Source organism: Massilia rhizosphaerae (assembly GCF_016093545.1).
GTDB lineage: Bacteria > Pseudomonadota > Gammaproteobacteria > Burkholderiales > Burkholderiaceae_D > Telluria > Telluria rhizosphaerae.
This window is the reverse complement of the sequence record NZ_JADKYX010000006.1, coordinates 178,956-201,780: the sequence shown is the minus strand read 5'-3', so window position 1 is coordinate 201,780 and position 22,825 is coordinate 178,956. Positions and strand designations below refer to the sequence as shown.

28 protein-coding genes and 1 pseudogene are annotated in these 22,825 nt (G+C 68.7%); 15 read left to right on the top strand and 14 right to left on the bottom strand.

What is annotated here, in order from left to right; translation table 11 throughout:
* The first annotated feature begins 9 nt into the window (after positions 1-9).
* Genes pilM through ISF28_RS11825 form a run of 4 tightly spaced genes read left to right on the top strand, consistent with a single transcriptional unit; the run spans position 10 to position 4,113 of the window.
* Positions 10-501: a type IV pilus biogenesis protein PilM gene (gene pilM, locus ISF28_RS11840; RefSeq protein ID WP_198117383.1), complete on the top strand. Its 492-nt coding sequence runs from the start codon at positions 10-12 to the stop codon at positions 499-501.
* A gap of 10 nt (positions 502-511) precedes the next feature.
* The gene (gene pilV / locus ISF28_RS11835) at positions 512-1,783 is read left to right on the top strand and encodes a shufflon system plasmid conjugative transfer pilus tip adhesin PilV (RefSeq protein ID WP_198117474.1); all 1,272 of its coding nucleotides are present in this window, start codon (positions 512-514) and stop codon (positions 1,781-1,783) included.
* A complete protein-coding gene (locus tag ISF28_RS11830) occupies positions 1,780-2,244 on the top strand; it encodes a lytic transglycosylase domain-containing protein (protein WP_198117382.1) in 465 nt (154 codons plus the stop codon). The genes pilV and ISF28_RS11830 overlap by 4 nt, the downstream gene beginning before the upstream one ends.
* 15 nt (positions 2,245-2,259) lie before the next feature.
* Entirely contained in the window at positions 2,260-4,113 is a 1,854-nt protein-coding gene (locus ISF28_RS11825) for a type III effector protein (protein ID WP_198117381.1), read from the top strand.
* A gap of 30 nt (positions 4,114-4,143) precedes the next feature.
* On the opposite strand, the pseudogene ISF28_RS30460 reads toward ISF28_RS11825, so the two are convergent.
* Positions 4,144-4,326: pseudogene (locus ISF28_RS30460) on the bottom strand (transposase); the annotation flags it as partial.
* Between the two features lie 248 nt (positions 4,327-4,574).
* Here ISF28_RS30460 and ISF28_RS11815 point away from each other — a divergent pair.
* Both ISF28_RS11815 and ISF28_RS11810 read left to right on the top strand, forming a co-directional pair.
* On the top strand, positions 4,575-4,772 hold the full coding sequence (locus ISF28_RS11815; RefSeq protein ID WP_198117380.1) for a hypothetical protein: 198 nt from the start codon (positions 4,575-4,577) through the stop codon (positions 4,770-4,772).
* Positions 4,773-4,863: 91 nt separating this feature from the next.
* Positions 4,864-5,958, top strand: coding sequence for a type IV pilus twitching motility protein PilT (locus ISF28_RS11810; RefSeq protein ID WP_198117379.1), 1,095 nt, complete (start codon positions 4,864-4,866; stop codon positions 5,956-5,958).
* Between the two features lie 141 nt (positions 5,959-6,099).
* Here ISF28_RS11810 and ISF28_RS11805 read toward each other — a convergent pair whose 3' ends face one another.
* The 13 genes from ISF28_RS11805 to sctU form a co-directional block, all read right to left on the bottom strand.
* The gene (locus tag ISF28_RS11805) at positions 6,100-6,378 is read right to left on the bottom strand and encodes a hypothetical protein (RefSeq protein ID WP_198117378.1); all 279 of its coding nucleotides are present in this window, start codon (positions 6,376-6,378) and stop codon (positions 6,100-6,102) included.
* Entirely contained in the window at positions 6,375-6,830 is a 456-nt protein-coding gene (locus tag ISF28_RS11800) for a CesT family type III secretion system chaperone (RefSeq protein WP_198117377.1), read from the bottom strand. The genes ISF28_RS11805 and ISF28_RS11800 overlap by 4 nt, the downstream gene beginning before the upstream one ends.
* Positions 6,831-6,960: 130 nt before the next feature.
* Positions 6,961-7,101: a hypothetical protein gene (locus ISF28_RS11795; RefSeq protein ID WP_198117376.1), complete on the bottom strand. Its 141-nt coding sequence runs from the start codon at positions 7,099-7,101 to the stop codon at positions 6,961-6,963.
* Positions 7,102-7,245: 144 nt separating this feature from the next.
* Positions 7,246-7,479 carry a hypothetical protein gene (locus ISF28_RS11790; protein WP_198117375.1) on the bottom strand — a complete coding sequence of 78 codons (234 nt, stop codon included), beginning with the start codon at positions 7,477-7,479 and terminating at the stop codon, positions 7,246-7,248.
* 10 nt (positions 7,480-7,489) lie between these two features.
* Positions 7,490-8,491 (bottom strand): HrpD5 family protein, encoded by a 1,002-nt coding sequence (gene hrpD5 / locus ISF28_RS11785; RefSeq protein ID WP_198117374.1) that lies wholly within the window; start codon positions 8,489-8,491, stop codon positions 7,490-7,492.
* 16 nt (positions 8,492-8,507) lie between these two features.
* Positions 8,508-8,633 (bottom strand): FHA domain-containing protein, encoded by a 126-nt coding sequence (locus tag ISF28_RS30455; protein ID WP_229519025.1) that lies wholly within the window; start codon positions 8,631-8,633, stop codon positions 8,508-8,510.
* A gap of 43 nt (positions 8,634-8,676) precedes the next feature.
* The gene (locus ISF28_RS11780; RefSeq protein ID WP_198117373.1) at positions 8,677-9,561 is read right to left on the bottom strand and encodes a hypothetical protein; all 885 of its coding nucleotides are present in this window, start codon (positions 9,559-9,561) and stop codon (positions 8,677-8,679) included.
* Positions 9,558-9,818 carry a type III secretion system export apparatus subunit SctS gene (gene sctS, locus ISF28_RS11775; protein ID WP_198117372.1) on the bottom strand — a complete coding sequence of 87 codons (261 nt, stop codon included), beginning with the start codon at positions 9,816-9,818 and terminating at the stop codon, positions 9,558-9,560. Before sctS ends, ISF28_RS11780 begins: the two co-directional genes overlap by 4 nt.
* 4 nt (positions 9,819-9,822) lie before the next feature.
* The gene (sctR, locus tag ISF28_RS11770) at positions 9,823-10,470 is read right to left on the bottom strand and encodes a type III secretion system export apparatus subunit SctR (protein WP_198117371.1); all 648 of its coding nucleotides are present in this window, start codon (positions 10,468-10,470) and stop codon (positions 9,823-9,825) included.
* Positions 10,454-11,521 (bottom strand): type III secretion system cytoplasmic ring protein SctQ, encoded by a 1,068-nt coding sequence (gene sctQ, locus ISF28_RS11765; RefSeq protein WP_198117370.1) that lies wholly within the window; start codon positions 11,519-11,521, stop codon positions 10,454-10,456. The genes sctR and sctQ overlap by 17 nt, the downstream gene beginning before the upstream one ends.
* A gap of 8 nt (positions 11,522-11,529) precedes the next feature.
* Positions 11,530-12,306 carry a type III secretion system protein SctP gene (sctP, locus tag ISF28_RS11760; protein ID WP_229519036.1) on the bottom strand — a complete coding sequence of 259 codons (777 nt, stop codon included), beginning with the start codon at positions 12,304-12,306 and terminating at the stop codon, positions 11,530-11,532.
* Positions 12,234-14,150 carry an FHIPEP family type III secretion protein gene (locus tag ISF28_RS11755; protein ID WP_198117369.1) on the bottom strand — a complete coding sequence of 639 codons (1,917 nt, stop codon included), beginning with the start codon at positions 14,148-14,150 and terminating at the stop codon, positions 12,234-12,236. The genes sctP and ISF28_RS11755 overlap by 73 nt, the downstream gene beginning before the upstream one ends.
* A gap of 14 nt (positions 14,151-14,164) precedes the next feature.
* Positions 14,165-15,232: a type III secretion system export apparatus subunit SctU gene (sctU, locus tag ISF28_RS11750; RefSeq protein ID WP_198117368.1), complete on the bottom strand. Its 1,068-nt coding sequence runs from the start codon at positions 15,230-15,232 to the stop codon at positions 14,165-14,167.
* Positions 15,233-15,471: 239 nt separating this feature from the next.
* Between sctU and ISF28_RS11745 the strand changes: the two genes are divergently transcribed.
* The 9 genes from ISF28_RS11745 (at position 15,472) to ISF28_RS11705 (ending at position 22,824) form a co-directional block, all read left to right on the top strand.
* Entirely contained in the window at positions 15,472-15,942 is a 471-nt protein-coding gene (locus ISF28_RS11745; RefSeq protein WP_198117367.1) for an HrpB1 family type III secretion system apparatus protein, read from the top strand.
* Positions 15,943-15,951: 9 nt separating this feature from the next.
* Entirely contained in the window at positions 15,952-16,356 is a 405-nt protein-coding gene (locus ISF28_RS11740; protein WP_198117366.1) for a hypothetical protein, read from the top strand.
* Positions 16,357-16,366: 10 nt separating this feature from the next.
* Positions 16,367-17,134, top strand: coding sequence for a type III secretion system inner membrane ring lipoprotein SctJ (sctJ, locus tag ISF28_RS11735; protein WP_198117365.1), 768 nt, complete (start codon positions 16,367-16,369; stop codon positions 17,132-17,134).
* On the top strand, positions 17,131-17,766 hold the full coding sequence (locus ISF28_RS11730) for a type III secretion protein HrpB4 (protein WP_198117364.1): 636 nt from the start codon (positions 17,131-17,133) through the stop codon (positions 17,764-17,766). Before sctJ ends, ISF28_RS11730 begins: the two co-directional genes overlap by 4 nt.
* Positions 17,751-18,611: a type III secretion system stator protein SctL gene (gene sctL / locus ISF28_RS11725; protein ID WP_198117363.1), complete on the top strand. Its 861-nt coding sequence runs from the start codon at positions 17,751-17,753 to the stop codon at positions 18,609-18,611. The genes ISF28_RS11730 and sctL overlap by 16 nt, the downstream gene beginning before the upstream one ends.
* The gene (gene sctN / locus ISF28_RS11720; protein ID WP_198117362.1) at positions 18,608-19,930 is read left to right on the top strand and encodes a type III secretion system ATPase SctN; all 1,323 of its coding nucleotides are present in this window, start codon (positions 18,608-18,610) and stop codon (positions 19,928-19,930) included. The genes sctL and sctN overlap by 4 nt, the downstream gene beginning before the upstream one ends.
* On the top strand, positions 19,927-20,418 hold the full coding sequence (locus tag ISF28_RS11715; RefSeq protein ID WP_198117361.1) for a hypothetical protein: 492 nt from the start codon (positions 19,927-19,929) through the stop codon (positions 20,416-20,418). Before sctN ends, ISF28_RS11715 begins: the two co-directional genes overlap by 4 nt.
* 3 nt (positions 20,419-20,421) lie before the next feature.
* The gene (gene sctT, locus ISF28_RS11710) at positions 20,422-21,252 is read left to right on the top strand and encodes a type III secretion system export apparatus subunit SctT (protein WP_198117360.1); all 831 of its coding nucleotides are present in this window, start codon (positions 20,422-20,424) and stop codon (positions 21,250-21,252) included.
* Positions 21,253-21,375: 123 nt separating this feature from the next.
* Complete coding sequence (locus ISF28_RS11705) at positions 21,376-22,824, top strand: helix-turn-helix transcriptional regulator (RefSeq protein ID WP_198117359.1); 1,449 nt, start codon at positions 21,376-21,378, stop codon at positions 22,822-22,824.
* Position 22,825: the final 1 nt, after the last annotated feature.

Genomic DNA, 22,825 nt, shown 5'->3' with positions numbered 1-22,825 from the left:
GCCTGAGGAATGTGGGCTGTCCTGATCGTGGTCTTCGCGCTCACGCTGGGCGGCTGGTACGGATGGCCGGCCGAACACCGGCGCGAGGCCGTGGCCAGGCAGCAGGCCAGCGAGGATGCCGAGACCATGGGCATCTACCGGCAGGCGGTCGTGGACTACTTCCGGGCGAACGGCGCCACCGATACCAGCGTGAGCCTGGCCGACCTGAAGCTGGCCGGCGTGCTGCCGGCCTGGTCCAGGCTGTCGGCCGGCTCCACGTCGGTCTGGACGAATTACCGCGACAGCGCGGGGCAGATCTATATTTTCCCCGCCGCGGCGGGCGCGCCGTCGATCGTCGCGGAACTGCTGACGCTGTCGCGCAACTCACTCAACGTCGGCATTTACCGGGCGGCCGACAATACCCTGTTTTCGCCCGTGGACGGAACCCGCGTCGCACTTCCGCCGCTGGGCGGCGCCGTCATCCCGGATGGCGCGCCGGTATGGCTGGCATCCTGCGATTGAGGAGGCAACGATGAACACGATGCGGCGGCAGCGCGGCATGACCCTGGTCGAAGTCCTGGCGGCGCTCGCCATCGCGTCGGTGCTCCTGATCGGCCTTGCCAGGATGATCGACGACTCGATGGAAGAGTTGGAGGAACAACAGGCCGCGCTGCAGCAGGCGCAGGTGGTGGCGGCCGCCGCGAAGTATATCGCGGCGAATTACAGCGACCTGGTCACCGGCACGGGCGGGGGCGTCGTGACGGCCGTCACCGTCGCGCAATTGCAGACGGCCGGCTTCCTGTCTTCCGGCTTCGCGGCGACCAACCCGTACCGTCAATCGACGTGCGTGCTGGTCAGCCAGGGCGCCGCCGGCAAGCTCGACGCGCTGGTGGCCGGCTACGGCGGCACCGCGATACCCGACCGTTCCATCCCTTCGGTGGCCATGATGGCGGGCCAGGGGGGCGGCTACATCAGCACCTCCCTGCCCGGCACGGCGCGCGGCGCCTCCTGGGAACTCGTCACCACGGCGTACCGGGGCGTGGCCTGCGCCGGCACGACGGTCCTGGATGGCACCGCCGCCCACGATGGCGGCCACCTCGTGTCGAGCCTGTTCTACGACGGGCCGGGCCAGTTGTCGACCGATTTCCTCTACCGCGACACCGTACCCGGACGGCCGCAGTTGAACCAGATGAGCACGGCGCTTGGATTCACCGGGGCCGCGATCGTGACGCCGGGAACGGCATGCGGCAGTGCGGCGGCGATCGCGATCGACAGCGCGACACGGACGCTGGTGACGTGCGGCACCGACGGCCTGTGGCAGGCGGCGTCGACGTGGAAGGCGCCGGTGGCCAATTTCACCGACCTGCCCACCACGGGGAACATGACCGGCGACGTGCGGATGGTCACCGCGTTGAACCGCGGCTTCACCTACGACGGCAGCGCCTGGAAGCCGCTGGCCGTCGACGAGAACGGCAACCTGAAGGTGCCCGGGACGGTGTCCGCGGACCAGGTCGACGCGACCACCGGCATCGTCACCGCCGGCACGATCACGGCGGATCAGGATATCTCCTCGACCAATGGCGCGGTCGTCGGCAACTGGATGTTCGGCAGGAGGTGGGTGGAGGGTCCGACCCTGTATGTCAACGAAGCCGTCACGGCGGGTACGCCCTGCAATTACACCGATGCGAATGGAAAAATCATCTACAACCTCGGTTCGTTCAAGAAAGATCCCAACGGTTACCTGCTGCAATGCGAGTACCCGGATAACGTCTTTAAATATCCGAATGGAACGTTGACCCCATGAGAGGCACATCCACACCGCGCCGGCGGCGCATTCCACGATCGGCGGCCGTGCTCGCGTGCGTGTTCGCCTGCGGCCAGGCACACGCGTGCTGGGAGGACGCCGGCGCGCGCTACGGCGTGAACCCGTACCTGCTGTATGCCATCGCCAAGACGGAATCGAACCTCAATCCCGCCGCGATCAACCGCAACAACAAGAACGGTTCGTACGACATCGGGCTCATGCAAATCAACAGCAGCTGGCTGCCGACCCTGCGCAAGTATGGCATCGGCGAGGCCGAGCTGATGGATGCCTGCACGAACATCCAGGTCGGGGCGTGGATATTGTCGGGAAAAATGCAGCAACTGGGCAATTCATGGACTGCCGTCGGCGCCTACAACGCCGGCAAGCCCAATCTGCGCGTCGCCTACGCGCAAAAGGTCTATCGCAACCTGCCGCGCGCGGCCCTCGAGGCTCGGCCCTGATCAAAGGAAGTTGTCATGAAAACGAGTTCATCAACGACGGCGCCGCTGGGCGACCGCCAGGTTGCCGATACCGCATCCCACGCCCCGGCGGCGGCCAGCCGTCCCGCCAGGCGCACGCTCGGCTCCGCCTTGCAGGTGCTGGGCAGGCGCATGGGGATGCGGGCGCAGGCGACGGAGGCACGCGCACCGCTGCAGCGGCTCGAACAGTTCAGCGCCCGACACGCGCAGGCACAGGCACCCGCACCGGCACCGGCACCAGCACCCGCACCCGCACCCGCACCGGCACCGGCACCGGCATCGGAGCGGGTCACACTGGCGCGACTGCTGCGCGAGGATCCCGACGACGGCTCGGCGGCGCCGAAGGTGACGCTGGCGCAAATTTTGCAGATGAAGGACGAAGACGACACGATGTCCTTGCGTGCCGATACGCCGCCGGCGCCGTCGCGTGCGGAGGCGGCGCCGGCGGAGCGTCCGAAGGCCTACGGCAAGCTGGCGTCGGGGCCGAAGATCGATTGCATGGCGGACGTGCTGACATCGATCCACCGTCTGGACGAGCAGCAGGTCTCGCAGATCACCGAAGCGCTCGGCATGGGACCCGCGGCCCCGCCCGGCCGGGAGCGGGGCGTGCAGTTGCGTGCCGCGGGCCGCCTGCTGCGCGCGCCGCTGGAAAACGGACCGCCCATGCCGGACGGCACGACGATCGACCGCACGCAATTTGGACGGGGTATCCCCCCCGATGTGCGGGCCTCCCTGGTCGATGCTGCAAACGCGGCCAATTGTTTCGTCAGCGAGCGCGAGGTCACCGGCCGCGACGGGAAGACGGTGAACCTGCTGCAGGTGCATCTCGCAAACCAGGTTGACCAGGAAGGCGAGCCACTCGCGACCCAGCCGGACTCGGCGGCATACCAGGCCGTGCAACGGGTGGCTGAGCGCTTCGCCGAGGCACTGTCCCCGATCCTCCGGACCGACGAGCGGGAGTACCAGATCGAATATGTGGCGAGCCATCGCACGCAGGGCGGCAGCGCCGACGTGTTCACGGATCATCTCGCCCGGCACATGCCGATGACCGAGCGGCCCGCGAGTGTCGAATTGACCGTGAAGCATGACGTGGAGGCGACGATACGCACGTCGCACCTGTTCGGCCTGTTGCCCGCGGACGAGCGGGAAAAGCTGGTGCGTGCCGCCCACGTCGCGCACATGATGTGGGACGAGCATGTCGGGCGTGACGAGCATGGCAACCAGCGGCTCGAGGTTCGCGTGATGTTCGGCGGCACGCAGAACATGCGCGACGTCAAGCAGGCCTTCAGCAGCATCGGCCGGTCGGTGGGGAAGGTGTTCAAGGCGAACCACGAGGCGGCGGTGCTGGTCGCGAAAGCGGTCGAAGACGCCTATGCCAAGGGACGCAACGTAAAATTCGACTACATCGCCGGCGGATCGATGGGCGGCGCGAGCGCGCAACTGTTCGCCGCCGCGCTCGAGAGCCGTGTGGAACTGTACGAGCCGGCGCCGCTGATCCTGTTCGATCCGCAACTGCCGAACGAGGCCCAGGCGCATCACGCGGTGAAGGATGGCAAGCTCGGCTACGATTATGCGAAGCCGCGCGGCATCGCCATCACGCTCGACTATGCGGAGCGTCCGCGCAAGAGCCTGATGGGACGCATGAAAGGAGTGGGCTTCAAGTCGCCGGGCCTGGTGCGGCTCAAGCTGGGCCTGAGCGCCTACGACCGCGTCAAGCGCCTGCCCAACGACCGGACCGAACTGCGCCCGCCGCGCACGTCCGGCCCCCCGGGCATGGGCTACCACGCCGACGAGGGCCTGTACAAAATGGCCATCAACCGTTTCACCGGCCTGACGGGGCTGCGGCGCTGAGCAAGCGTCGTCCCGGCACACGGGCGGTGCCACGTGATCGCGGTCCTGTTCATTAGCCGGACTTGCTTCCATCGCCAATGGATAGCCCGACGTATCGACCGCCAGATGACGCTTGCTACCCTTGCGCTTCTTGCCGGCGTCAAAGCCGGCACGTTCACCGGACGCCGGTGTCGATTGCAGTGTTCTACTGTCGAGAACACAGGCCGTCGGCTCCGGCTTTTTGGCGCTGGCGAAAGAGCATCCTGGATAGAAGAGAACATCGGAAAGATCCAGACACCAGCCCGGCGCAATATTCACTCCGCATTGCATTGAAAGCACATTGACAGTATGTCGACAGCAATATGCAAGCTTGTCGGGCCGGGCACGGCACGGAACCGCCGCCTCGTCGGCAGCCACTCACGGTACGACGCGCGCTCCAGACCCGTTGCGGCGCGGTGCGGAACCAAGGACGAGGAGAAGATATGCACAAGCTGTATTGCCTGGCACGCCGGGCGCTGATCCACTGGCAAATCCACCGGCTCGAGCGGCAGGCCGATCATATCGTCGTGGCGCGCCAGGCCGCGCTCGACCGGCTGAAGGACATCCAGCGCGCCTGCGTCGAAAAGCAGGTGCGGTTGCGCTGGTATGCCCATCACCTGGGCGCCCGCGACGTGTGGTGATGGTGCCGCCTGGTCCAGTCGCGCCGGACGACTGGTCAGCACAAGGCAGCCGCGCTATACTCGAGAAAGTCCTACATTACCCAGGTGCATCATGTCCGACGACTTTTCGATATCCCGTGAATTATTGGAGGAGCTGATCGCCCTCGTCAATTCCGGCCAGAGCTTCTCGGATATTCATATCGAGCAGGACATGCCGGTGATGATCAAGTCGCCGCGGGGGTGGCGCCAGGTCGGCACCGAACCGGTCACGCTCGACGACATGGTGCCCGTGCTGAACGCCATCGACGAGGATTGGGAAGACAAGATCGTCGAAAGCGCGATCGACCGGCCGTTCATCCTGACCGAATATCGCCTGCGCTGCAACGTCTTCCGGTCCAGCTCCGGATCGAAGACCACCATCTCGATCCGGCGCCTGCCGCTGCGGCCCATCGCGCTGGAGCAGACGGGCCTGCCGCACTACGTCAAGACGGTGCTCGAGGCGACCCGCGGGATCATCCTGATCACGGGGCCGACCGGCTCGGGCAAGACGACGACGATCGCCTCGATGCTCGACCAGATCAACGCCACGCGGAGCGCGCACATCATCACGATCGAGGAACCGATCGAATATCAGCTGCGGCGCAAGCAGTCGATCATTTCGCAAAAAGAAGTCCCGACGGACACGGCCACGTTTTCGTCCGGCCTGCGCGAAGCGTTGCGCCAGAAGCCGGACGTCCTGATGGTGGGCGAGATCCGTGATTTCGACACCGCCGACACCGTCCTGCACGCCGGCGAATCCGGCCACCTCGTGCTGGCGACGATGCATACCAACAGTGCCGTCAGCGCGATCTCCAAGCTGCTGGGTTTCTTTCCCGCCGAGCAGCGTGAGCAGCGCGCGGCCGGGTTGGCGAATTCCCTGGTCGCCGTGATTTTCCAGACCCTGCTGCCCACGGAGCAGGGCGACGACGTCGTGCTTGCCTATGAAATGGTGTTCAACAATAACCAGCAGGTGGCGCCGTACATCGCCGACCCCGGCAAGCTGCACCTGATCGCCGATTTCATGCGCCGCAAGGAAGACAGCATGTCGCGCAGCCTGAACGACGTCCTGGCCCAGCTGATCGCGAAAAAGGCGGTCAACGTCAAGGACGCCATGCGGGTCACCTACAACCGTCTCGAGCTGCACGAGATGGTCAACGCCAAGCGCTGACGCGCCGGAAGGCCGCGCATGCGGCATCGGCGCGAAGCGCGCATTGCCGGGCGGGGTCGTACGTGGGATTTCGGCCGCGTGATGCGGCCCGGGATGCGCCGGCGCCGGCCGCGCGGTGGCGGCGGCGCCGGTAGGGCGGAACTAGAAGGCGTCGGGGTCGTCTTCTTTCATTTCAGCGCGGCGCTGCTTGGCGCCGTTGATGATCTTCTGCAGCATCATGATGCTGAGCGAGTCGATGGCCTTGTTCAGGTTGTCCTGGTCGGTCGAGTCGCCGTTCTTGTCGTCTTTCTTGCCGTTCGTTTTGCCGGTTTTCTCCGGCGGCGGTGGCGGCGGCCTGCTGCCTGCTTTGCTCGTAGTGGTCATATCATCCTCCTGTGCGTTGTTGGTGGTCGGTGGTTGAAAAAGATCCTGTCCGCTCATGCGCGCAGCCAGACATAGTCGCCGCGTGCAAGATTCTCGAACATGTCGTCGCGTGCCTTGAAAATGTTGTCGCGCCAGTAGCGCCCATGTTCGACGTAGTGCTCGATCATGCCGAGCAGCCACTTGCCGTCGACTTCGTCGTTGAGTGCCACGCGGGCAATCAGGACGATGGCGCCGGAAGCGACCTCCAGGCCGAGCTGCGCCTGGTCCTGGGCGTAGACGGCGAGGTTGGCCTCGAGCAGCAGGCGGAACACACGCAGCGTCCGTCCGGCGGTGACGACGCCATACTGGAACGTCACATACACCGCGTCGGCGTCTTCCGCGAAATGGTCGATCGCCACGTCGAAGCTGTCGATCTCGAGCTCGCCGCGCGCGAGCACCTCGTCGACGCCGGGCACGTCGCGCAGTGTGCAGATTTCGCGGATTAGTTGATCGCGTCGTTCGATGCTCATCGTTCGCCTTCTGTCGCATGATCCGCGCCAGGCATTGCGGTACGCGTACCGGTGAAAAAAAGCCGGCCGGGAGCGTGTCGCCGCTCCCGGCCGGCGCGCCATGCGCGGCCCGATGGCGCGCCGGTGGGGCTTACTGGACGATGTCCTTCGCCGCTTTCAGGCCCATGGTCTTGACCTTGGCTTCCAGGGTCGCCAGGTTGATGGCGTTTTCAGCGGCTGCTGCGGCTTCGATTGCTGCGATTTGAGCTCCGGTGTCGAGTGCGATTGCCATGGTGTTTCTCCTTGAAGTGAAGTGGATGAAGCTGGTTGAATAATCCCGGATGGGATACTGCTGCACAATGTGCGCGATACCGCCGCACACGCTGGTTTGCCGGCCGTGCGCCCGCCTCGCGGCCGCGGCGCACGGCTGGCGGAACTACTGGATCGCCAGGCGGCACAACTGCGCCGCGGCGCGGAATCCATCGGCCACCGCGCGCCCGGCCTGGGCTTCGGTGCTCGCCGTGTCGGTCGAGCGCGCGGCGCAGGCGTCGGCCAGGCTGTCCAGGGCCTGGGCCGCGGCACGCACTTCGTGATGGCGCCGGGCCTGGCTGCCCGCCTGGGGCAGGTCGTCGAGCACGTCGATCAATTCTTCGGTCATGATTTCGTACATGTCGTTCTCCTTAGTGCAGGGTGGTATTGCCCGATGCGTCGGCCAGGAAATTCTTGGTGCCGTCGCTCGATTCGACGTAGCGCACGCTGTCGGCATTCAGGGTCGAATCGACCTTGCCCGCAATGCCCAGCTCGTCGATGCGCTCGACCTTGACGTCGATCCTGGGTGCCGGCGCCGCCATGTCGTTGCGGAACCGCTCGGCGACGTCGCGCACCGCGCCGGGCTGGCGCGCCGTGCCGGTCACCTCGAAACGCCCGGCGCCGGCATAGCGCACCTTGACGTTGGGCTCGTGCAGCGACTCGGCCAGTTCGCGGGCGATGTCGTCGGCCGGCTTGACCTGCCAGCGCAGGCGGCTGCCGGCGACGCGGCGCAGGGTGGCGTGCGCCCGGCGTGCCGCCTCGCCGTTCGCCACGATGCCGCTGGCGACGAAGGTGTTCGCCTGCTCGCGCAGGTCGATGCCGGGTTCCCGCAGGCGCTCGAGCGCTCGCTGCACGTCGGCCAGGCCGACCGGCGTGATCGGACGGGTGGCCGCCTGCGATGCGTTGCCCATCGTCAGGGCCAGGGCGCCGGCGCCGACCGATCCGATCAGCATCGCCACCAGTCCGGTGCGCGTCCAGGAGGCGCGCTTGGCCGGCGGCATGGGCCGCGTGTCGCCCATCATCACGTCATCGTCCGCGGCAACGCCGGCGGCATCGTCGGCCGGCGCGGCGAGCATGGCCTCGAGCAGCTGCAGGTCCGACGGCCACAGTGCGTCACGCGGTCCGGCGCACAGCACCACGTCGCCGAAGCGGCGCGGCGCGAAATCGTCGAGCGTCGTCGGGGCGTCCGCCGCGTCTGCGGCGGCGATCGTTACCCGGTCTTCCGCGTCGATTGCCAGTTGCATGGTGCCCTCGTTCCAGTCCTGGATCAGGATGTCGGCCGTTGCATCCTTACCGATCGACATCGTCGTTGGATTCAACTGTATCCGGGCGCCGGCATGAAAGCCGGTCAGTATGCGAAGTTCTTTGGACATGAACGAAATCTCCTATTCAGTGTGCCCGGTCCTGGAGCAGGATGCCGGTCGTCGTATCCTTACCGATCGACATCGTCGTTGGATTCAACTTTACGCGGGTGCCGGCATGAAAGCCGGTCAGTGTGCGAAGTGCTGTGGACATGAGCGAAAGTTCCTGTTCAGCGTGATGCGGTTGCGGCGGCCGGTCACCAGCCGCGGCCGCGGCGGATCAGCGCGGCGAGCGACGAAATGCCGATTGCGCGTCCTTCGCGCGTCCGATGGCGGCCCAGGTTCAGCAGCACGATCGGCAGCAGCAGGTTGACGGATTCCTCGGCGTCAGACAGCGGGCGACCGACGTTTGCCGGGCCGCCGCCCGCCCGCGCCGCCGCCGCGGCGAGCAGGCGGTCGCGCACGTTCGCCAGCGTGGCGGGACGCGTGCGGTCGCCCTCGGGGATCGCCAGGAATTCGCGCACGATGGCGAGGATCGGGTAGGTGGGGCTGGCGGCCGGGCCCGTGTCCGTCGTGCCGCCGCGGCGGGCCGCGGCGGGCACCGCCAGCAACGCACGTTCGGCACGGGCCAGGGGGCCCTTGCCGGTGGCCGCGGCACGCCATTGGACGAGCAGGCGCGCTTCGTCGCGCACCGGGCGCGGCACGACGTGCATCGTCCAGCGGATGCCGTTGCGCGTCTGGTCGCCGGTGGCGGCGTGTTGCCGTGCGAAGTCGCCGCCGCCGCCGCCGCCGGGGTCGCGCCCCTGCGACGACGATCCCTGGTCGCGCCCGCCGCGTTCGCCGCTCTTCGACACGTCCTTGTCGTCGTGCGTCAGATGCTGCTCGAGCATCATCAACAGGTCTTCGCTTTCGGCGCTGAGGTCGGCGCCGTGCGGGTTGTCGGCACCGCGCTTCTTGCGCCCCGTCGCGCGATTCCGGGCCGTCTGCCCGAGCACGTGGCGGCGCAGGCGCGGCAGCAGCGGCAGGAGTTGCTGCGGCGTCGGCTGGTCGGTCTGGGTGACGGTGCCCGACGGCTTGGGCGTTTCGGGCGCGGCGGGTAAGAGGGGCGGGAGGTAGCCGCCGCCGATGCGCGGGATGCTCATGTGAACATCACCTCCCACAGGCTGCGCGCGAAACTCAGCACCGCCATGCCGCCCCACGGCGCGCTGACCATGACGGTGACGGTGACGATCACCAGTTTCATGCTTTGCGAAATGCTCGAATCCTGCAGCGACGTGATCGCCTGCAGGAAGGAGACGACTAGGCCCGTGAGCGCCGCCACGGCGACGGCCGGCAGCGACACGATCAGGCACAGCTTCAGGGCCTGGGCGGTCAGGTTGGTGAGGTTATCGTATTCCATGACGTCACTTGTAGGTGGAGATCAGGCCGTGGACCAGCATCGACCAGCCGTCGAGCGAAACGAACAGCAGCAGCTTGAACGGGATCGCCACGTTCGTCGGACTGACTTGCGACAGGCCGAGCGCCATCAGGATGTTCGCGACGACGAGGTCGATCACGATGAACGACAGGTACAGCAGGAAACCGATCTTGAAGGCGGCGGTCAGCTCGCTCAGGATGAACGCCGGCGCCAGCACGATCAGGTCGTCCTCCTTCAGTTCCGCCGCGCGCCCGGGCGGCCAGATCTGGCGCGCCGAGCGCAGGAAGAACGCCTTCTCGCGCGTCGTCGCATGGGCCTTGAGAAAGTCCCGGAACGGCTCGCGTCCGGCGTCGAGCAACGGCATGACCTGGGACCCGGCCGGCGTTTCGTTCGACAGGTGGGCCCGGTGCATGGCTTCCATGCCCACCGGGGCCATCACGAAGCACGTCACGATCAGGGCGACGCCGTTGAGGACGGAGTTCGGCGGCACGCCCTGCAGCCCGAGCGCATTGCGCAGCAGGCCCAGCACCACCACGATCTTGGTATAGGACGTGACCACCATCGCCACGAACGGCAGGACCGCCAGCGCGAGCGCTGCGACCAGCAGCGAACCGATGTCAGGCGAGGCGTTCATCGGAGCTCGCGATACGACGGATGTGCAGGCCGAGCTGGTCGCCGATGGCGACGAGCTCCCCGAAGGCCAGGGTCTGGCCGTGCGCCACCAGCCGGATGTCGGCGTCGGCCAGCGCGAGCGGCAAGGTGAGGAGATAGCCCGGTTGCAGGGCGGCGATCTGCCCGATCGGCAGGTTCACCGTCACCACTTCGATGTGGACCGGCAGTTCGACGTCGCTGACGTCGATCGGGGCGGGGGCTGCGGCGGCGACATCGGTCGCGGCACGCAGGGACAGGTCGGGGTCGTTGTTCACCATGACGGGACGGCTCTCCAGGATGACGTTGTGGGAATCGATGCGCGCGCGCGCATGGATGGTCTGACCGTTGGCGGCACCCCACAGCAGGGTGGCCTGGTCGAGGGTCGCGTGCGGCCCGAAACCGGGGGCGGCGGGCCAGCCGAGCAGCACGTCGCCGGGACGCAGCGTTTGCAGCAGCGCCGGCGTGATGTGACGGCTGCGCAGGCGCAGCCGGGTCGGCAGGGCCAGCGTGGCCAGCGCGTCGGGCAGGGCGGCGCCGCGGCCGCGTGGCCCGATGCGCTCGGCCAGGGCGTCCGCCAGGGCGGCGGACACCCCGGCCACCGTGACGCCGGCGGTGGCGTCCGCGTGGTCGTATTCGAGATGCAGCACGCCGGCGGTTGCGGCGGACGGCGCGGCGAAACGCAGTTCCCGTACCGCCGGCTGCGCCGCGCCATGGCGTGCCAGCGCCGCCAGCGGGGTTGCCAGGTACAGGCTGGCGAGGGCGGCGCGGCAAGCCGCCTCCGGTTCGAGGGCGATCGCCTCGAGGGCGGCGCGGGCGCCGTCGTCGACGTCGACGTGCAGGTGCAGCTCGCCCTGGCCGCAGGCGATGGTCAGCAGGGCGGTGCGGCCGCTGCGCGCCGTCCGCCCGGGTACGGCCCGCACGGTTCCGTGCAGCGCGCCGCGGGCATCGCACACGGCGCGCGCCAGGCTGGCCAGCGCCGGCGTGTAGTTGCGCAGCCTGTCCGCCAGCGGGGTGAAAGCCGTTGTGGTTTGCATGGGTTTCCTCAATTCACTTCCACATGGACCGCGATACGCGCGCCGAGACGCGCTTCCAGACGGCTTCGCAATGCGGCGCCGTTGTCACAGATTAGCTGGCGGGCGCGGGCGTCGCGGACGTCGAAGCGAAGCGATAGCGTGTCATCCGAAAGGACCAGGTGGAGCCGGGTGTGCGGCAGGATGACCGGGTCGAGTTCGATCATGACCTCCCAGCGTCCGCCGGCGCGCTCGAGCGCGGGGCTGGCGCAGAAGCCGGCGATGCGCTCGGCCAGGTGATCGGCCACCAGGTCCCCGCCGGCGGCGCGGGCGCAGTGGGCGACGAGCCGCGCGCCGAGCGCCCGGGTCGCGTCGTCGGCCGTGCCGGCCGTTGCCTTGCGCGGCGCGGGCGGGTGCGTGGCGTCAAGCAGCCGCGGGCGCGGCGGCGGCGGCACGGTGCGCGCCGCGTCGGCGCCCGCGGGTTCCGGCGGATCCTCGCCGCCGCCGTGCCGTTCCTGGCCGGCCTCGCCGTCGCGCGCGCCGCCGCCGTCCGGTTGGTCCCAGTCGGGCACGACCTGGTCCGGCACGGCCCGGCCGGGCGTGCCCAGGGCCTGGCGCGCCTGGCCGAGCAACTGGCCGAAGCGTGCGCCGGCCGCGGCGCGGGGCGCCGGCGCTTGCGCGACCGCGATGCGCAGTTCGCGCGGCGAGCGGATGCGGGTCATCGGATCCCCTCCCGTTACAGGCCGAGCTGGCCGACGGGGCGCAGGTCGATGTCGCCCAGCTCCTGGAACGAATACACCTGCAGCCAGTTCAGGCGCTGCGCGATCATGCGGCGGAAATAGCGCCGGATGTCCATCGACGTGACGACCGCGAGATTCGACGGCGGATTGGCGCCGATCAGGTTTTCGAGCGAGGCCAGCAACTGGTCGATCTGTTGCGGTTCGAGCGTCAGGTAATTGCCCGCCGGGGTCTGCTTGATCGCCTGGCGGATGGTTTGCTCGACTTCCACGTCGAGCATGATCGCCGCCAGCTGGCCGCCGCCGGCGGCGCGGTGGGCGATGAAGCGGCCCAGGTCGCCGCGCACGTATTCGGTGAGCAGCAGCAGGTCTTTTTCCTTGGCGCCCCAGTTCACCAGGCTCTCGAGGATCGCGCGCTGGTTGCGGATCGGCACGTGTTCTTCGAGCAGCCGCTTGAGGACCTCGGCGATGCGCAGCACCGGCATGACTTTCTGGACTTCGGTCACGAGGCCCGGATACTCGGTGCCGACCCGGTCGAGGATCCATTGGGTTTCCTGCACGCCGATGAACAGGTGGGCGTGCGCGCGCACCGCCGCGCCCACGGCGTCGGCCAGCGCGCGTTCGATGCGCTCCGGGTGGTCCGGCAATTCGAGCGCCGGCTGCGGCACGTCGTGCAGCATGATCTCGTACGCCATCCCGGCGAGCGATTCGCTCGTCCACACGGCGGCGCGCGGGAACGGCAGCCCCAGCTCGTCGACCAGCGCGCCGCGGGCGGCGGTGAACGCGCGGTTCAGCTCGGAGGTATCCAGCCGCTTCGCGAGCGCGGGGGAGAGGCGCACGGACAGCGGCGCGGAAAACGCCGGCGCCTGGGCGGCGATGGTCGGGGCCTGGCCCTTGGCGCCCTCGGCGCGCAGCGCGGACAGTTCCGGGCCGGCGGCCGGTTGCTGGTCGTGGACCTGCTTGCCCATCAGGCGCGCGCCGACGAACAGCGCCACCGCCAGCAGGATGAACATCGGCCAAGGGAAACCCGGCACCAGCGCGAACCCGACCAGCATGGCCGCCGCGCTGTAGAGCGCGCGCGCATTGGTGCCCAGCTGCTTGACGATCTCGGTGCCGAGCGAACGGGGCTTGCTGTGTTCGTCGGAGACCCGGGTGATGAGCACGCCGGCGGCGACGGAAATCAGCAGCGACGGAATCTGCGAGACCATGGCGTCGCCCACCGACAGCACGGCGAAGCGGTTGGCCGCGTCGGCCGCGGACATGCTGTGGTAGGTCACGCCGATGACGATGCCGGCCACGATGTTGACCATGGTGATGACGAGCCCGGCGATGGCGTCGCCCTTGACGAACTTCATCGCACCGTCCATGCCGCCGTGCAGCTGGCTCTCGATCGACAGCATGGCGCGGCGGCGCTGCGCCTCCTCGGCGGTCATGTTGCCGGCGCGCACGTCGGCATCGATGCTCATCTGCTTGCCCGGCATCGCATCCAGCGTGAAGCGGGCGCCGACCTCGGCCACCCGCTCCGAGCCCTTGGCGATGACGATGAACTGGACGATGGCGATGATCAGGAACACCACGAGGCCGACGACCAGGTTGCCGCCGACGACCAGCTCGCCGAAGCTTTCGATGATGTGGCCGGCCTCGGCATGCAGCAGGATCGACTTGGTCGAGGCGATGTTCAGCGACAGCCGGAACAGCGTGGTGAACAGCAGCAGCGAGGGGAACGAGTACAGCGAGGTCGCGTTCGGGATGTACAGGGTGACCATCAGCAGCAGCACGCTGATGGTGATGTTGAGCGCCAGCAGGCTGTCGATCACGAAGGTCGGCAGCGGCAGGATCATCAGGGCGATCACCGCGACGATGAGTACGGCGATCGAGACTTCCCCTCCCAGCTCGTTCAGGCGGAATGATTTCATGGGTTACCTCTTGGTCATGGGTTGTCGTCTTGGGAGAGGTCGCGCGGCGCCTGCATGTTCTCGACCCACGCCAGCACGGCGGCGACCGAATCGAACAGCGGTTCCGGAACGGCGTCGTTGACCGCCACGAGGAACAGTGCGCGCGCGAGCGGCGGATTGCCGACGATCGGCACGCCGTACTGCATGGCCTGTTCGCGGATCACCCTGGCGTCGTCGTCGACGCCCTTGGCGATCACGCGCGGCAGGCCCGCCTCGTCGGGGTCGTAGCGCAGCGCCACGGCGTAGTGGGTCGGGTTGACCACCACCACGTTGGCGTTCGCCACGGGCTCGTTCGGCGCGGCGTTGGCGAATTCGCGCCCGAGCTTGCGGCGCTCCTGCTTGATGTGCGGGTCGCCTTCCGAATCCTTGTGCTCGCGCTTGACATCGTCCTTGCTCATCTTGTGGTCGCGTATGAACAGCCAGTGCTGGAGGCCGTAGTCGGCCACGCCGATGATCGCGTACAGCACGCCGGCCACGCCGAACACCTTGCCCACCACGCCCCAGGCGACGGCGGCGAGTCCGTCGACCGGCTGGTAGGGCGCCCCGAGCATCAGCGGCACCAGCAGCAGGCAGGTGCGGTACAGCACGGCGCCGATCAGCAAGGCCTTGAGCACCGCCTTGAGCAGGTCGATCAGCGAACGCACCGAAAAAATGCGCTTCAGGCCCGAGGCCGGGTTGATGGCGTCGAACTTGAGTTCCAGCGGCTTGAACGACGTCTGCAGGCCGACCTGGGCCGCCAGCGCGCCGACCGCCGCCAGCGCCGCGACGACCACGACCGGCAACACCAGGATCAGCCCGTGGGTGGCCGCCTCGACGAGCACGTCGGCCATCCGCAGGTCGTCCTGCGCGCGCTTCACGTCGAGTCCGCCGAGCAGCAGCAGGCGCAATTGTTCCGCCATGCGCCCGCCGGCGACGGAAAAGCCCAGCCAGGCGCACAGCATGATCGCGGCGAACGGCAGGTCGGTACTCTTGCACGTCTCGCCGTCGCGGCGCGCGTCGCGCAGCTTCTTGTCGCTGGGTTGTTCGGTTTTTTCTTCGGACATGCTCGATCCCCGTTCCGATCCCGCGATGCGAGACCCAGGCGGTATTGTCGGGTGCGCGGCGCGGCCGGCCGGCGCTCCGGGCGAAGTGCCGGCGACGCGGGCGAAGTCCGGGGGCGGCGCACGGGGTGCTTCGTTTGGCGCGCGGGGACTTCGGGTCCGGCCCGCGGCGGGCGGGACGCGGGCGGTAAGGTGTCGGTCATGCCGCGCAGTCCGCTGCGGCCCAGCCAACAGGAGTGAACATGTCCGAGTCCCAATGCAGCAGCCGCATGATCGCGGCGTTGATCGAAGTCTTGATGTTCGGCGCCAAGCACGGCCATCTCGAGCAGTCCGAACGGGTCCTCACCGCCTTGCACATCCTGCGCCCGAACTTCATCGAGCTGAACGCCTACGACGCCTGGATGATGATCCGGCGCCACGACTTCTCCGGCGCCCTGCGCTTCCTGCGCGACCTGGAGCAGCGTCCCCTGCGCGGTGCGTTCGGCCCGTACGTCCACGCCCTGCTGGCCGTGGCGCTGTACGGGCTGCAGGATCCGTCGTGGCGCTCGTACGCCAACGACGTCCTCAACCGCAACGAAGACCAGGATTCCGTCGATATCGTCAATACGCTGCTGGGCAAGGTGGGCACGCGCCGCGCTCCCGCCAGCACCGAGGCGCAGGTCGACCTGGCCGAATTGCAGAAAATGATGCAACAGCGCCACCTGCGCGCCTAGGAGCCCGTCATGACGATCCCCATCCAGCCCCTGCCGCCGATCGCCACCCTGGCGCCGCAGCCAACCACCCCGGCGGGACCGGCGGCCCCGCGCGTGCAGCCTCCCGGCGAATTGGTCGACCTGTTCCGCAGCAAGCTCGAGGCCGCGCGCATGGCGCCCCCGGACGCGTCGCGCGTGCATGGGCCGTCGGCGATCACCGAGGCGGTCACGCGCCAGGACCAGGCCTTCGCCCAGATGGGCGGACAGATCGACCGGTTCGCCGCCGAGGCGCCCTTCATGACGCAGCAGGAACTCGTCGGCGCGACCACGAAGATCCAGTTCGAGGCGGCGGAGATGGCTTGCAAGATGTACGGCGGCCAGATGGTGGCCCAGGGCGTCAAGTCCTCGGTGCAGACATTGATGAAGAACCAGTGACGGGGCTGATATGGCGATCCATGTGAAAGCGCTCAAGACTTGCCTGCTGGCCGGCGCCGCCGCCATGCTGCTCTCCGGTTGCAGCAAGCAGCTGTTCGCGCATTTGCCCGAGCGCGACGCCAACGAAATGCTGGCGGTGCTGCTCGAGGCCCAGGTCGACGCGTCCAAGGAATCCGACGACGGCGGCAAGACCTGGAACGTGGACATCGACGGCGACCAGTTCGCCCGTGCGATGGACGTGTTGCACGCGCATGGGCTGCCGCACCAGCGGTTCCAGAACCTGGGCGACATGTTCAAGAAGGACGGCCTGATCTCCACGCCCACCGAGGAGCGCGTGCGCTTCATCTACGGCGTGTCGCAGCAGTTGTCGGAGGTCTTGTCGCGCATCGACGGCGTGGCCTATGCCAACGTGCAGATCGTCCTGCCGAACAACGATCCGCTGGCCGCCACGGTCAAGCCGTCGTCGGCCGCGGTCTTCATCCAGTACCTGCCCGGCACGGACGTGGCCACGCTCACGCCCAACCTGAAGAACCTGGTGGTGCATGCGGTCGAGGGACTCACCTACGACAACGTCAGCGTCACGATGGTGCAGGGGGCGGCGGCGCCGGAGGCCTTGCGCGCGTCGAACCAGGGCTCGGCGGCATGGCGCTGGGGCGGCGCCGCGCTCGGCGTGGCCGCCCTGGCCGTCGCGCTGGCGCTGGTGGCCCGTCGCTTCGGCATCTCGCTGGCCGACATCGCGCAGCGCCTGCTCAGGCGTACCGGCAAGGGCGCCGCATGAGCACCGCGCCGAGCACCGCGCCGCTGCCGCCGGAACGCCTGGCCGCCTGGCTTGCCGCCTACGAGCAGCGGGTGGCGGCGCTGGCCGCCGCGCTGGGCGAGCGCGCCTGCCGCCGCCTGGGCGTGCCCGTGTCGCCCGGCGTGGGCCACGCATGGTATGGCGCGCGCGCCGCCTGGCTCGGGCAAGCTGCGCCGCTGAGCAGTTTCGGCCCGCACGCCAACCGCCTGGCCCTGCTCGACGGCGACGCGCTGGGGCGCGTGCTGGCCGCCTTGCGGCTGTATCCCGCGCGCGGCGCGCTGCGGCGGATCGTGTCCGGCGCGCGGCGGCGCGCGCTGGCCGGCGCGGTCGGCGAGCAGGCCTTCGACATGCTGCTGCGGCTCGGCATGCAGGCACCCGGCGCCGAGGCGGCGCCGCCGGACGACGCGGGTGCCGATGCGCTGGCCGCCGGCGGCCACGCAATGATCATCGCGGACCGGGCGTTGACCCTGGACGTGGCGGCGCGGCTGGTCGCCCTGACCCTGCACGGCGCGCCGGACGCGCGCCCGGCCGAGCCCGCCGCAACCGGCGTGGTTTCCCCGTTCCTGGCTGACGCCGTTCTGATTTTTCCGGAGTTCACATGGTTATTTGGTTGAGATCGCCGCGTGGCGGCATCGGGATCGGGCAGGATGTCCTGCGGGCCGGCGACATGGCCGGACTGGTTGCCCTCGACGGCGCCGCCGATCAGTGCACCCGGCAGATCGAACGGTTGATCGCCGACGCCGAACAGGAAGCCGAGGCCATCAGGGAGGCCGCGCGCGCGGAAGCCGCGCGGACGATCGAGGCGGCGCGCGCCGAGTACGACGCCGCCGAAGAGCGCGGCTACGAGGCCGGGCAGGCGCGCGCGCTGGAGGATGCGCAGGAAACCATGCTGCGCGGCGTCGAATCCGGGCGCGACACGCTGCTGGCGGTGCGCGAGCGCATCGCCGACCTCGTGCTGCGCGCGGTCGCGCGCACGCTGGGCAACGCCGACCGCGCCGCCCTGTTCACACGCATCGGCGCCGACCTGTCGCGCCACATCGACGATGCCTCGTACCTCACGGTGCGCGTGGCGCCGGAGGACGTCGACGACGCGACGCGGGCCTTCCGCGCCGTATGCAAGGAGAACCGCTGGCCGCTCAATCCGACGGTGAGCGCCGATCCCGCCGCGGAAGCGGGCAGCTGCGTCTGCGAATGGGACCACGGCATCGTGTCCGGCGGCCTGCCGATGCTGTTGAGCGCCCTGGAACGCGCCATCGGCGCGCTCAAGTCCGGGGACGGGCAGGGCGGCATGGAAGATCGGGAAGGGGAAGACGACGAGGCCTATGACGAGGCCGATGACGAGGCCGATGACGACGAGGCTTACGACGACGAGGCCGATGACGACGAGGCTTACGACGACGAGGCCGATGACGACGAGGCCTGCGAAGACGCCGCCGGCGCCGACTGGAGCATGCCATGAACGACGCCATCGCCTTTCTCGACGCGCTGGACGGCGCGCTCGACGGCGCCGCGACGTTCGTCCGCCACGGCAAGGTGGTCGAAGCGGTCGGCACGCTGCTGAAGGTCGGCGGCATCGACGTCATGCTGGGCGAGCTGTGCGAGCTGCGCGACGCCCGCGGCACCCTGCTGCAGCGCGCCGAGGTGGTCGGCTTCACCCGCCAGTTCGCGCTGCTGGCGCCATTCGGCAACGTGACCGGCCTGTCGCGCTCGACCCGCGTGATCGGCCTGGGGCGCCCGCTCTCGGTGCCCGTCGGCGAAGCGTTGCTGGGCCGGGTGCTCGACGGGCTGGGCGAGCCGATCGACGGCGCGCCCCTGCCGCCGGAGACCGAGCTGCGCCCGGTGATGGCCGACGCGCCCGATCCGCTGACCCGGCGCATGGTCGATACGCCGCTGGATACGGGCGTGCGCGTGATCGACGGGCTGCTGACGGTCGGCGAGGGCCAGCGCTTCGGCATCTTCGCGCCGGCCGGCGTCGGCAAGAGCACGCTGCTCGGCATGCTGGCGCGCGGCGCCGCCTGCGACGTCAACGTGATCGTCCTGATCGGCGAACGGGGCCGCGAGGTGCGCGAATTCATGGAGCTCATCCTGGGCGAGGACGGCATGGCCAGGAGCGTCGTCGTGTGCGCGACCTCGGACCGTTCCGCCATCGAGCGCGCGAAGGCGGCCCACGTCGGGACCGCCATCGCCGAGTATTTCCGCGACTGCGGGCTGCGCGTGCTGCTGATGATGGATTCGCTGACCCGCTTCGCCCGCGCGCAGCGTGAAATCGGCCTGGCGGCCGGCGAGCCGCCCACCCGGCGCGGCTTCCCGCCGTCGGTCTTCGCCGAACTGCCGCGCCTGCTCGAACGGGCCGGCATGGGGGCCGAGGGTTCCATTACCGCCTTTTATACGGTGCTGGCCGAGGACGAGGAGGGCAACGACCCGGTCAGCGAGGAAGTGCGCGGCATCCTCGACGGGCACATGGTGTTGTCGCGCGCGATCGCGGCGCGCAACCGTTACCCGGCCATCGACGTGCTGCACAGCCTGAGCCGGGTCATGACCCTCGTCGCCACGCCCGAGCATTGCGCCGGCGCCGGCCACATGCGCAAGCTCCTGGCGAAGTACGACGAAGTCGAACTGTTGCTGCAGATGGGGGAATACCAGCAGGGCACGGACCCGCTGACCGACGAGGCGATCGAGCAGCACGGCCCGCTCGAGGAGTTCCTCAACCAGCGCACCGACGACTTCGCGGACGGCGAGGAAACACACGAATTCGTCTCCGGGTTCGCGCCGCAATGAGCAGGGCGGACATCGGCAAGTGGCGCGTGATCGTCGCCGCCAAGGACCGGCGCCGCGAGCGCATCCAGGAGGAACTGGCGCGCGACCGGCGCGCGCTGGCCGAGCGCGAGGCGGCCTGCGACGAGGCCCGGCGCGACGTGGACCTGGCGCTGGAGCGCTGCCGCGTCCACGTGGAAGGCATGGCGGCGCGCTTCCGCGGCGCCACCGGACTGTCGGTGGCCGATTACCTGCGCCACGAAAACTGGCGCGTGGCGCTCAAGGACGCGATCGACGCGGCCCGCAAGGCCGAGCAGAAAGCGGCCGGCGCCGTCGACCGCCACGGGGCCCGGGTGCGCGACACGGAAGCCCGGCTGGCGCGCGCCGAAGCGGCGCTCGACCGGTGCCGGGCGAGACTGGACGCGGTGCGGCGCGCCGCCGCACATGCCGCCGAACTGGCGGCCGACGAGGAAGCCGTGGAGAACCTGCTGGCCCGACGCTATGCGAGATGAACGATGACCAACGATACCTTTTCCTGGATCAACGCCCTGATGGGCTGGTACGACGCCTATCACACGCTGATCGTGATGCTGCTGCTCACCGGCATCCGCATCATGGTGGCCTTCATCGTCCTGCCGGCCACCGGCGACACCGCGCTGCCGGGCATGGTGCGCAACGGCGTCGTCTACGTGCTGACCTTTTTCGTCGCCGCCGGACAGCCGTCGCAGGCGTTCGAGGGGGCCGGCAGCGCGATGCTGATCGTACTGGCCGGCAAGGAAGCCTTCCTCGGCCTGGCGTTCGGCTTCGCGGCCGCGCCGGTGTTCTGGATCGCGCAAAGCGTCGGCACGCTGATCGACGACATGACCGGTTTCAACAACGTCCAGATGACCAATCCGCTGCGCGGCGAGCAGAGCACGCCCGTCTCGAACCTGCTGCTGCAGCTGGTGACGACGCTGTTCTACGTCGGCGGCGGCATGAGCTTCCTGCTCGGCGCGCTGTTCCAGTCGTATAAATGGTGGCCGCCGCAGGTGATGCTGCCCACGCTGGCCAGCACGGCCGAAGCGTTCCTGATCGGCCGCACCGACACCGTGTGGACGGCGCTCGCCAAGCTCGGCACGCCGGTGATGCTGGTGCTGGTGCTGGTGGACGTCGGCCTCGGCATCATGGCCCGCTCGGCCGACAAGCTCGAGCCGAACGCGCTCAGCCAGCCGCTGCGCGGCATGATCGGCATGATCATGCTGATCGCTCTGGTGGCGGTGTTCGCGTCGCAGGTGGTGGGCGACGTGCTGCTGGGCGACCTCGGCAGCCAACTGGCGAAGGGCATGGTCGGCGCGCCGGGGCAGTGAACGATTTGAGGTTTGTTGTGATTTGCGCTGCGGTTTGTTGAGATTTGTCGAGGCGTATCGCGCTTACCATGATCTTGTCGCCGGGATGACCCGGCAGCAAACAGATCAACCGGGAGGTGCACCATGTTTTCGACCATCTATTTTGCTTTATGTTCCGGACTTGCGCAGCGCGCCACCTTGCCCGACTATGCGGCCGCCATGCTCGACGGCGCCGCCGAGCGCGCGTATTGCGCCGTCGACGAGGTGCTCGACAACGCTGCACGCAAGCTGGGCGACGCGGACGTCGCGCGCCTGGTGGCGGCGGGCGACGCGTCGCTGCTGCTCGGCTACGACGAAGATGCCGAAGACCTGTACCGCCGCGCGCAGAAATTCACCGTCAACGACAACGACCGCCTGCGCATCATGTCGTGCCGGAACACCGGCTGGCAGCTGATGATGCGCGACCGCTATGCCACGACGGCGAAATGCTTCGCCCGCATCGTGCAGGACGGCGCCGCCACGCCGGCCGAGCGCATCGAGGCGCTGATCGGCGTCGCGCTCGTGAAGCACCAGCTGGGCCTGCAGCGCGACGCCGACGACGCCCTGCTGGAGGCCGCCACGCTGGCCGATGGCCACGAGGAGCCGGGCTGGCGCATCGTGCTCGGCCTGCTGGCGCGCGAGTTCGACGTCCAGCTGCGCATCCGCACCTCCACCACGTTGAACGATCACGCCTTCTGGCGCTCGGCGCAGCTGGTCCAGACGCACGCCGGCAACCAGCGCGCCGCCGTCACGCGCACGCTCACCGCCACCACGGCCATCCTGGCGCCGCTGCCGGCCCTGATCACGCAGCGCAACGATTACCTCGAACGGCTGGCCGCGCTGGTCGACAGCGACCGCCTCGCCGCCGCGCCGTTGATCGCCATCGCGCACCACGGGCACAATTTCCGTAGCGGCATCCAGGGCCTGCTGACCAAGATCGACATCGCGCTGGCGGCGTTCGCCGGCGGCCTCGACGACGTGGCCGAAGCGGTGATGGGCAAGCTCAACAGTGCCGAAACCGAGCTGGGGACGCGCCGCTGCAACTTCGACTACCTGTATTGCATGGCCCGGATCGCCGCACGCCAGGGCAATCCGGTGCAGGCGCTCAAGCTCTACGCCAACTACACGGCCGAAGCGCTGCGTTGCCTGCGCAGCGAGGCGCCCGAGTCCGGCGCGATCCACCCGCAGGCCGGCCGCGCGCTGGCGGTCGACGACCTGTCGGCCCGCCTGCCGGCGAAATACCGGCGCGCCTACCGCCACATCGTCGAAAACCTCGAGCGCGCCGACCTGAGCACGCGCGAAGTCGCCGCCCAGATCGGCGTGACGGAACGTGCGCTGCAGATGACCTTCAAGAGCTCGATCGGCATGACGCCCGGCGGCTTGATCCGCAAGCTGCGGCTGGAGGGCATCCGCGAGGAATTGCTCAGCGATGAGCGGGTCAACGGTTCGATCGTCGACACCGCCAGCCGCTGGGGCGTGAAGAGCCGCTCCGTGCTGGCCAAGGGATACCGGCGCCAGTTCCACGAGTCGCCGTCCGAGACCATGTACCGCTGAG

Coding starts and splice junctions, on each gene's coding strand:
- pilM (WP_198117383.1), top strand. CDS start 10: ATGTGGGCTGTCCTGATCGTGGTCTTCGCGCTCACGCTGGGCGGCTGG.
- pilV (WP_198117474.1), top strand. CDS start 512: ATGAACACGATGCGGCGGCAGCGCGGCATGACCCTGGTCGAAGTCCTG.
- ISF28_RS11830 (WP_198117382.1), top strand. CDS start 1,780: ATGAGAGGCACATCCACACCGCGCCGGCGGCGCATTCCACGATCGGCG.
- ISF28_RS11825 (WP_198117381.1), top strand. CDS start 2,260: ATGAAAACGAGTTCATCAACGACGGCGCCGCTGGGCGACCGCCAGGTT.
- ISF28_RS11815 (WP_198117380.1), top strand. CDS start 4,575: ATGCACAAGCTGTATTGCCTGGCACGCCGGGCGCTGATCCACTGGCAA.
- ISF28_RS11810 (WP_198117379.1), top strand. CDS start 4,864: ATGTCCGACGACTTTTCGATATCCCGTGAATTATTGGAGGAGCTGATC.
- ISF28_RS11805 (WP_198117378.1), bottom strand. CDS start 6,378: ATGAGCGGACAGGATCTTTTTCAACCACCGACCACCAACAACGCACAG.
- ISF28_RS11800 (WP_198117377.1), bottom strand. CDS start 6,830: ATGAGCATCGAACGACGCGATCAACTAATCCGCGAAATCTGCACACTG.
- ISF28_RS11795 (WP_198117376.1), bottom strand. CDS start 7,101: ATGGCAATCGCACTCGACACCGGAGCTCAAATCGCAGCAATCGAAGCC.
- ISF28_RS11790 (WP_198117375.1), bottom strand. CDS start 7,479: ATGTACGAAATCATGACCGAAGAATTGATCGACGTGCTCGACGACCTG.
- hrpD5 (WP_198117374.1), bottom strand. CDS start 8,491: ATGTCCAAAGAACTTCGCATACTGACCGGCTTTCATGCCGGCGCCCGG.
- ISF28_RS30455 (WP_229519025.1), bottom strand. CDS start 8,633: ATGTCCACAGCACTTCGCACACTGACCGGCTTTCATGCCGGCACCCGC.
- ISF28_RS11780 (WP_198117373.1), bottom strand. CDS start 9,561: ATGAGCATCCCGCGCATCGGCGGCGGCTACCTCCCGCCCCTCTTACCC.
- sctS (WP_198117372.1), bottom strand. CDS start 9,818: ATGGAATACGATAACCTCACCAACCTGACCGCCCAGGCCCTGAAGCTG.
- sctR (WP_198117371.1), bottom strand. CDS start 10,470: ATGAACGCCTCGCCTGACATCGGTTCGCTGCTGGTCGCAGCGCTCGCG.
- sctQ (WP_198117370.1), bottom strand. CDS start 11,521: ATGCAAACCACAACGGCTTTCACCCCGCTGGCGGACAGGCTGCGCAAC.
- ISF28_RS11755 (WP_198117369.1), bottom strand. CDS start 14,150: ATGAAATCATTCCGCCTGAACGAGCTGGGAGGGGAAGTCTCGATCGCC.
- sctU (WP_198117368.1), bottom strand. CDS start 15,232: ATGTCCGAAGAAAAAACCGAACAACCCAGCGACAAGAAGCTGCGCGAC.
- ISF28_RS11745 (WP_198117367.1), top strand. CDS start 15,472: ATGTCCGAGTCCCAATGCAGCAGCCGCATGATCGCGGCGTTGATCGAA.
- ISF28_RS11740 (WP_198117366.1), top strand. CDS start 15,952: ATGACGATCCCCATCCAGCCCCTGCCGCCGATCGCCACCCTGGCGCCG.
- sctJ (WP_198117365.1), top strand. CDS start 16,367: ATGGCGATCCATGTGAAAGCGCTCAAGACTTGCCTGCTGGCCGGCGCC.
- ISF28_RS11730 (WP_198117364.1), top strand. CDS start 17,131: ATGAGCACCGCGCCGAGCACCGCGCCGCTGCCGCCGGAACGCCTGGCC.
- sctL (WP_198117363.1), top strand. CDS start 17,751: ATGGTTATTTGGTTGAGATCGCCGCGTGGCGGCATCGGGATCGGGCAG.
- sctN (WP_198117362.1), top strand. CDS start 18,608: ATGAACGACGCCATCGCCTTTCTCGACGCGCTGGACGGCGCGCTCGAC.
- ISF28_RS11715 (WP_198117361.1), top strand. CDS start 19,927: ATGAGCAGGGCGGACATCGGCAAGTGGCGCGTGATCGTCGCCGCCAAG.
- sctT (WP_198117360.1), top strand. CDS start 20,422: ATGACCAACGATACCTTTTCCTGGATCAACGCCCTGATGGGCTGGTAC.
- ISF28_RS11705 (WP_198117359.1), top strand. CDS start 21,376: ATGTTTTCGACCATCTATTTTGCTTTATGTTCCGGACTTGCGCAGCGC.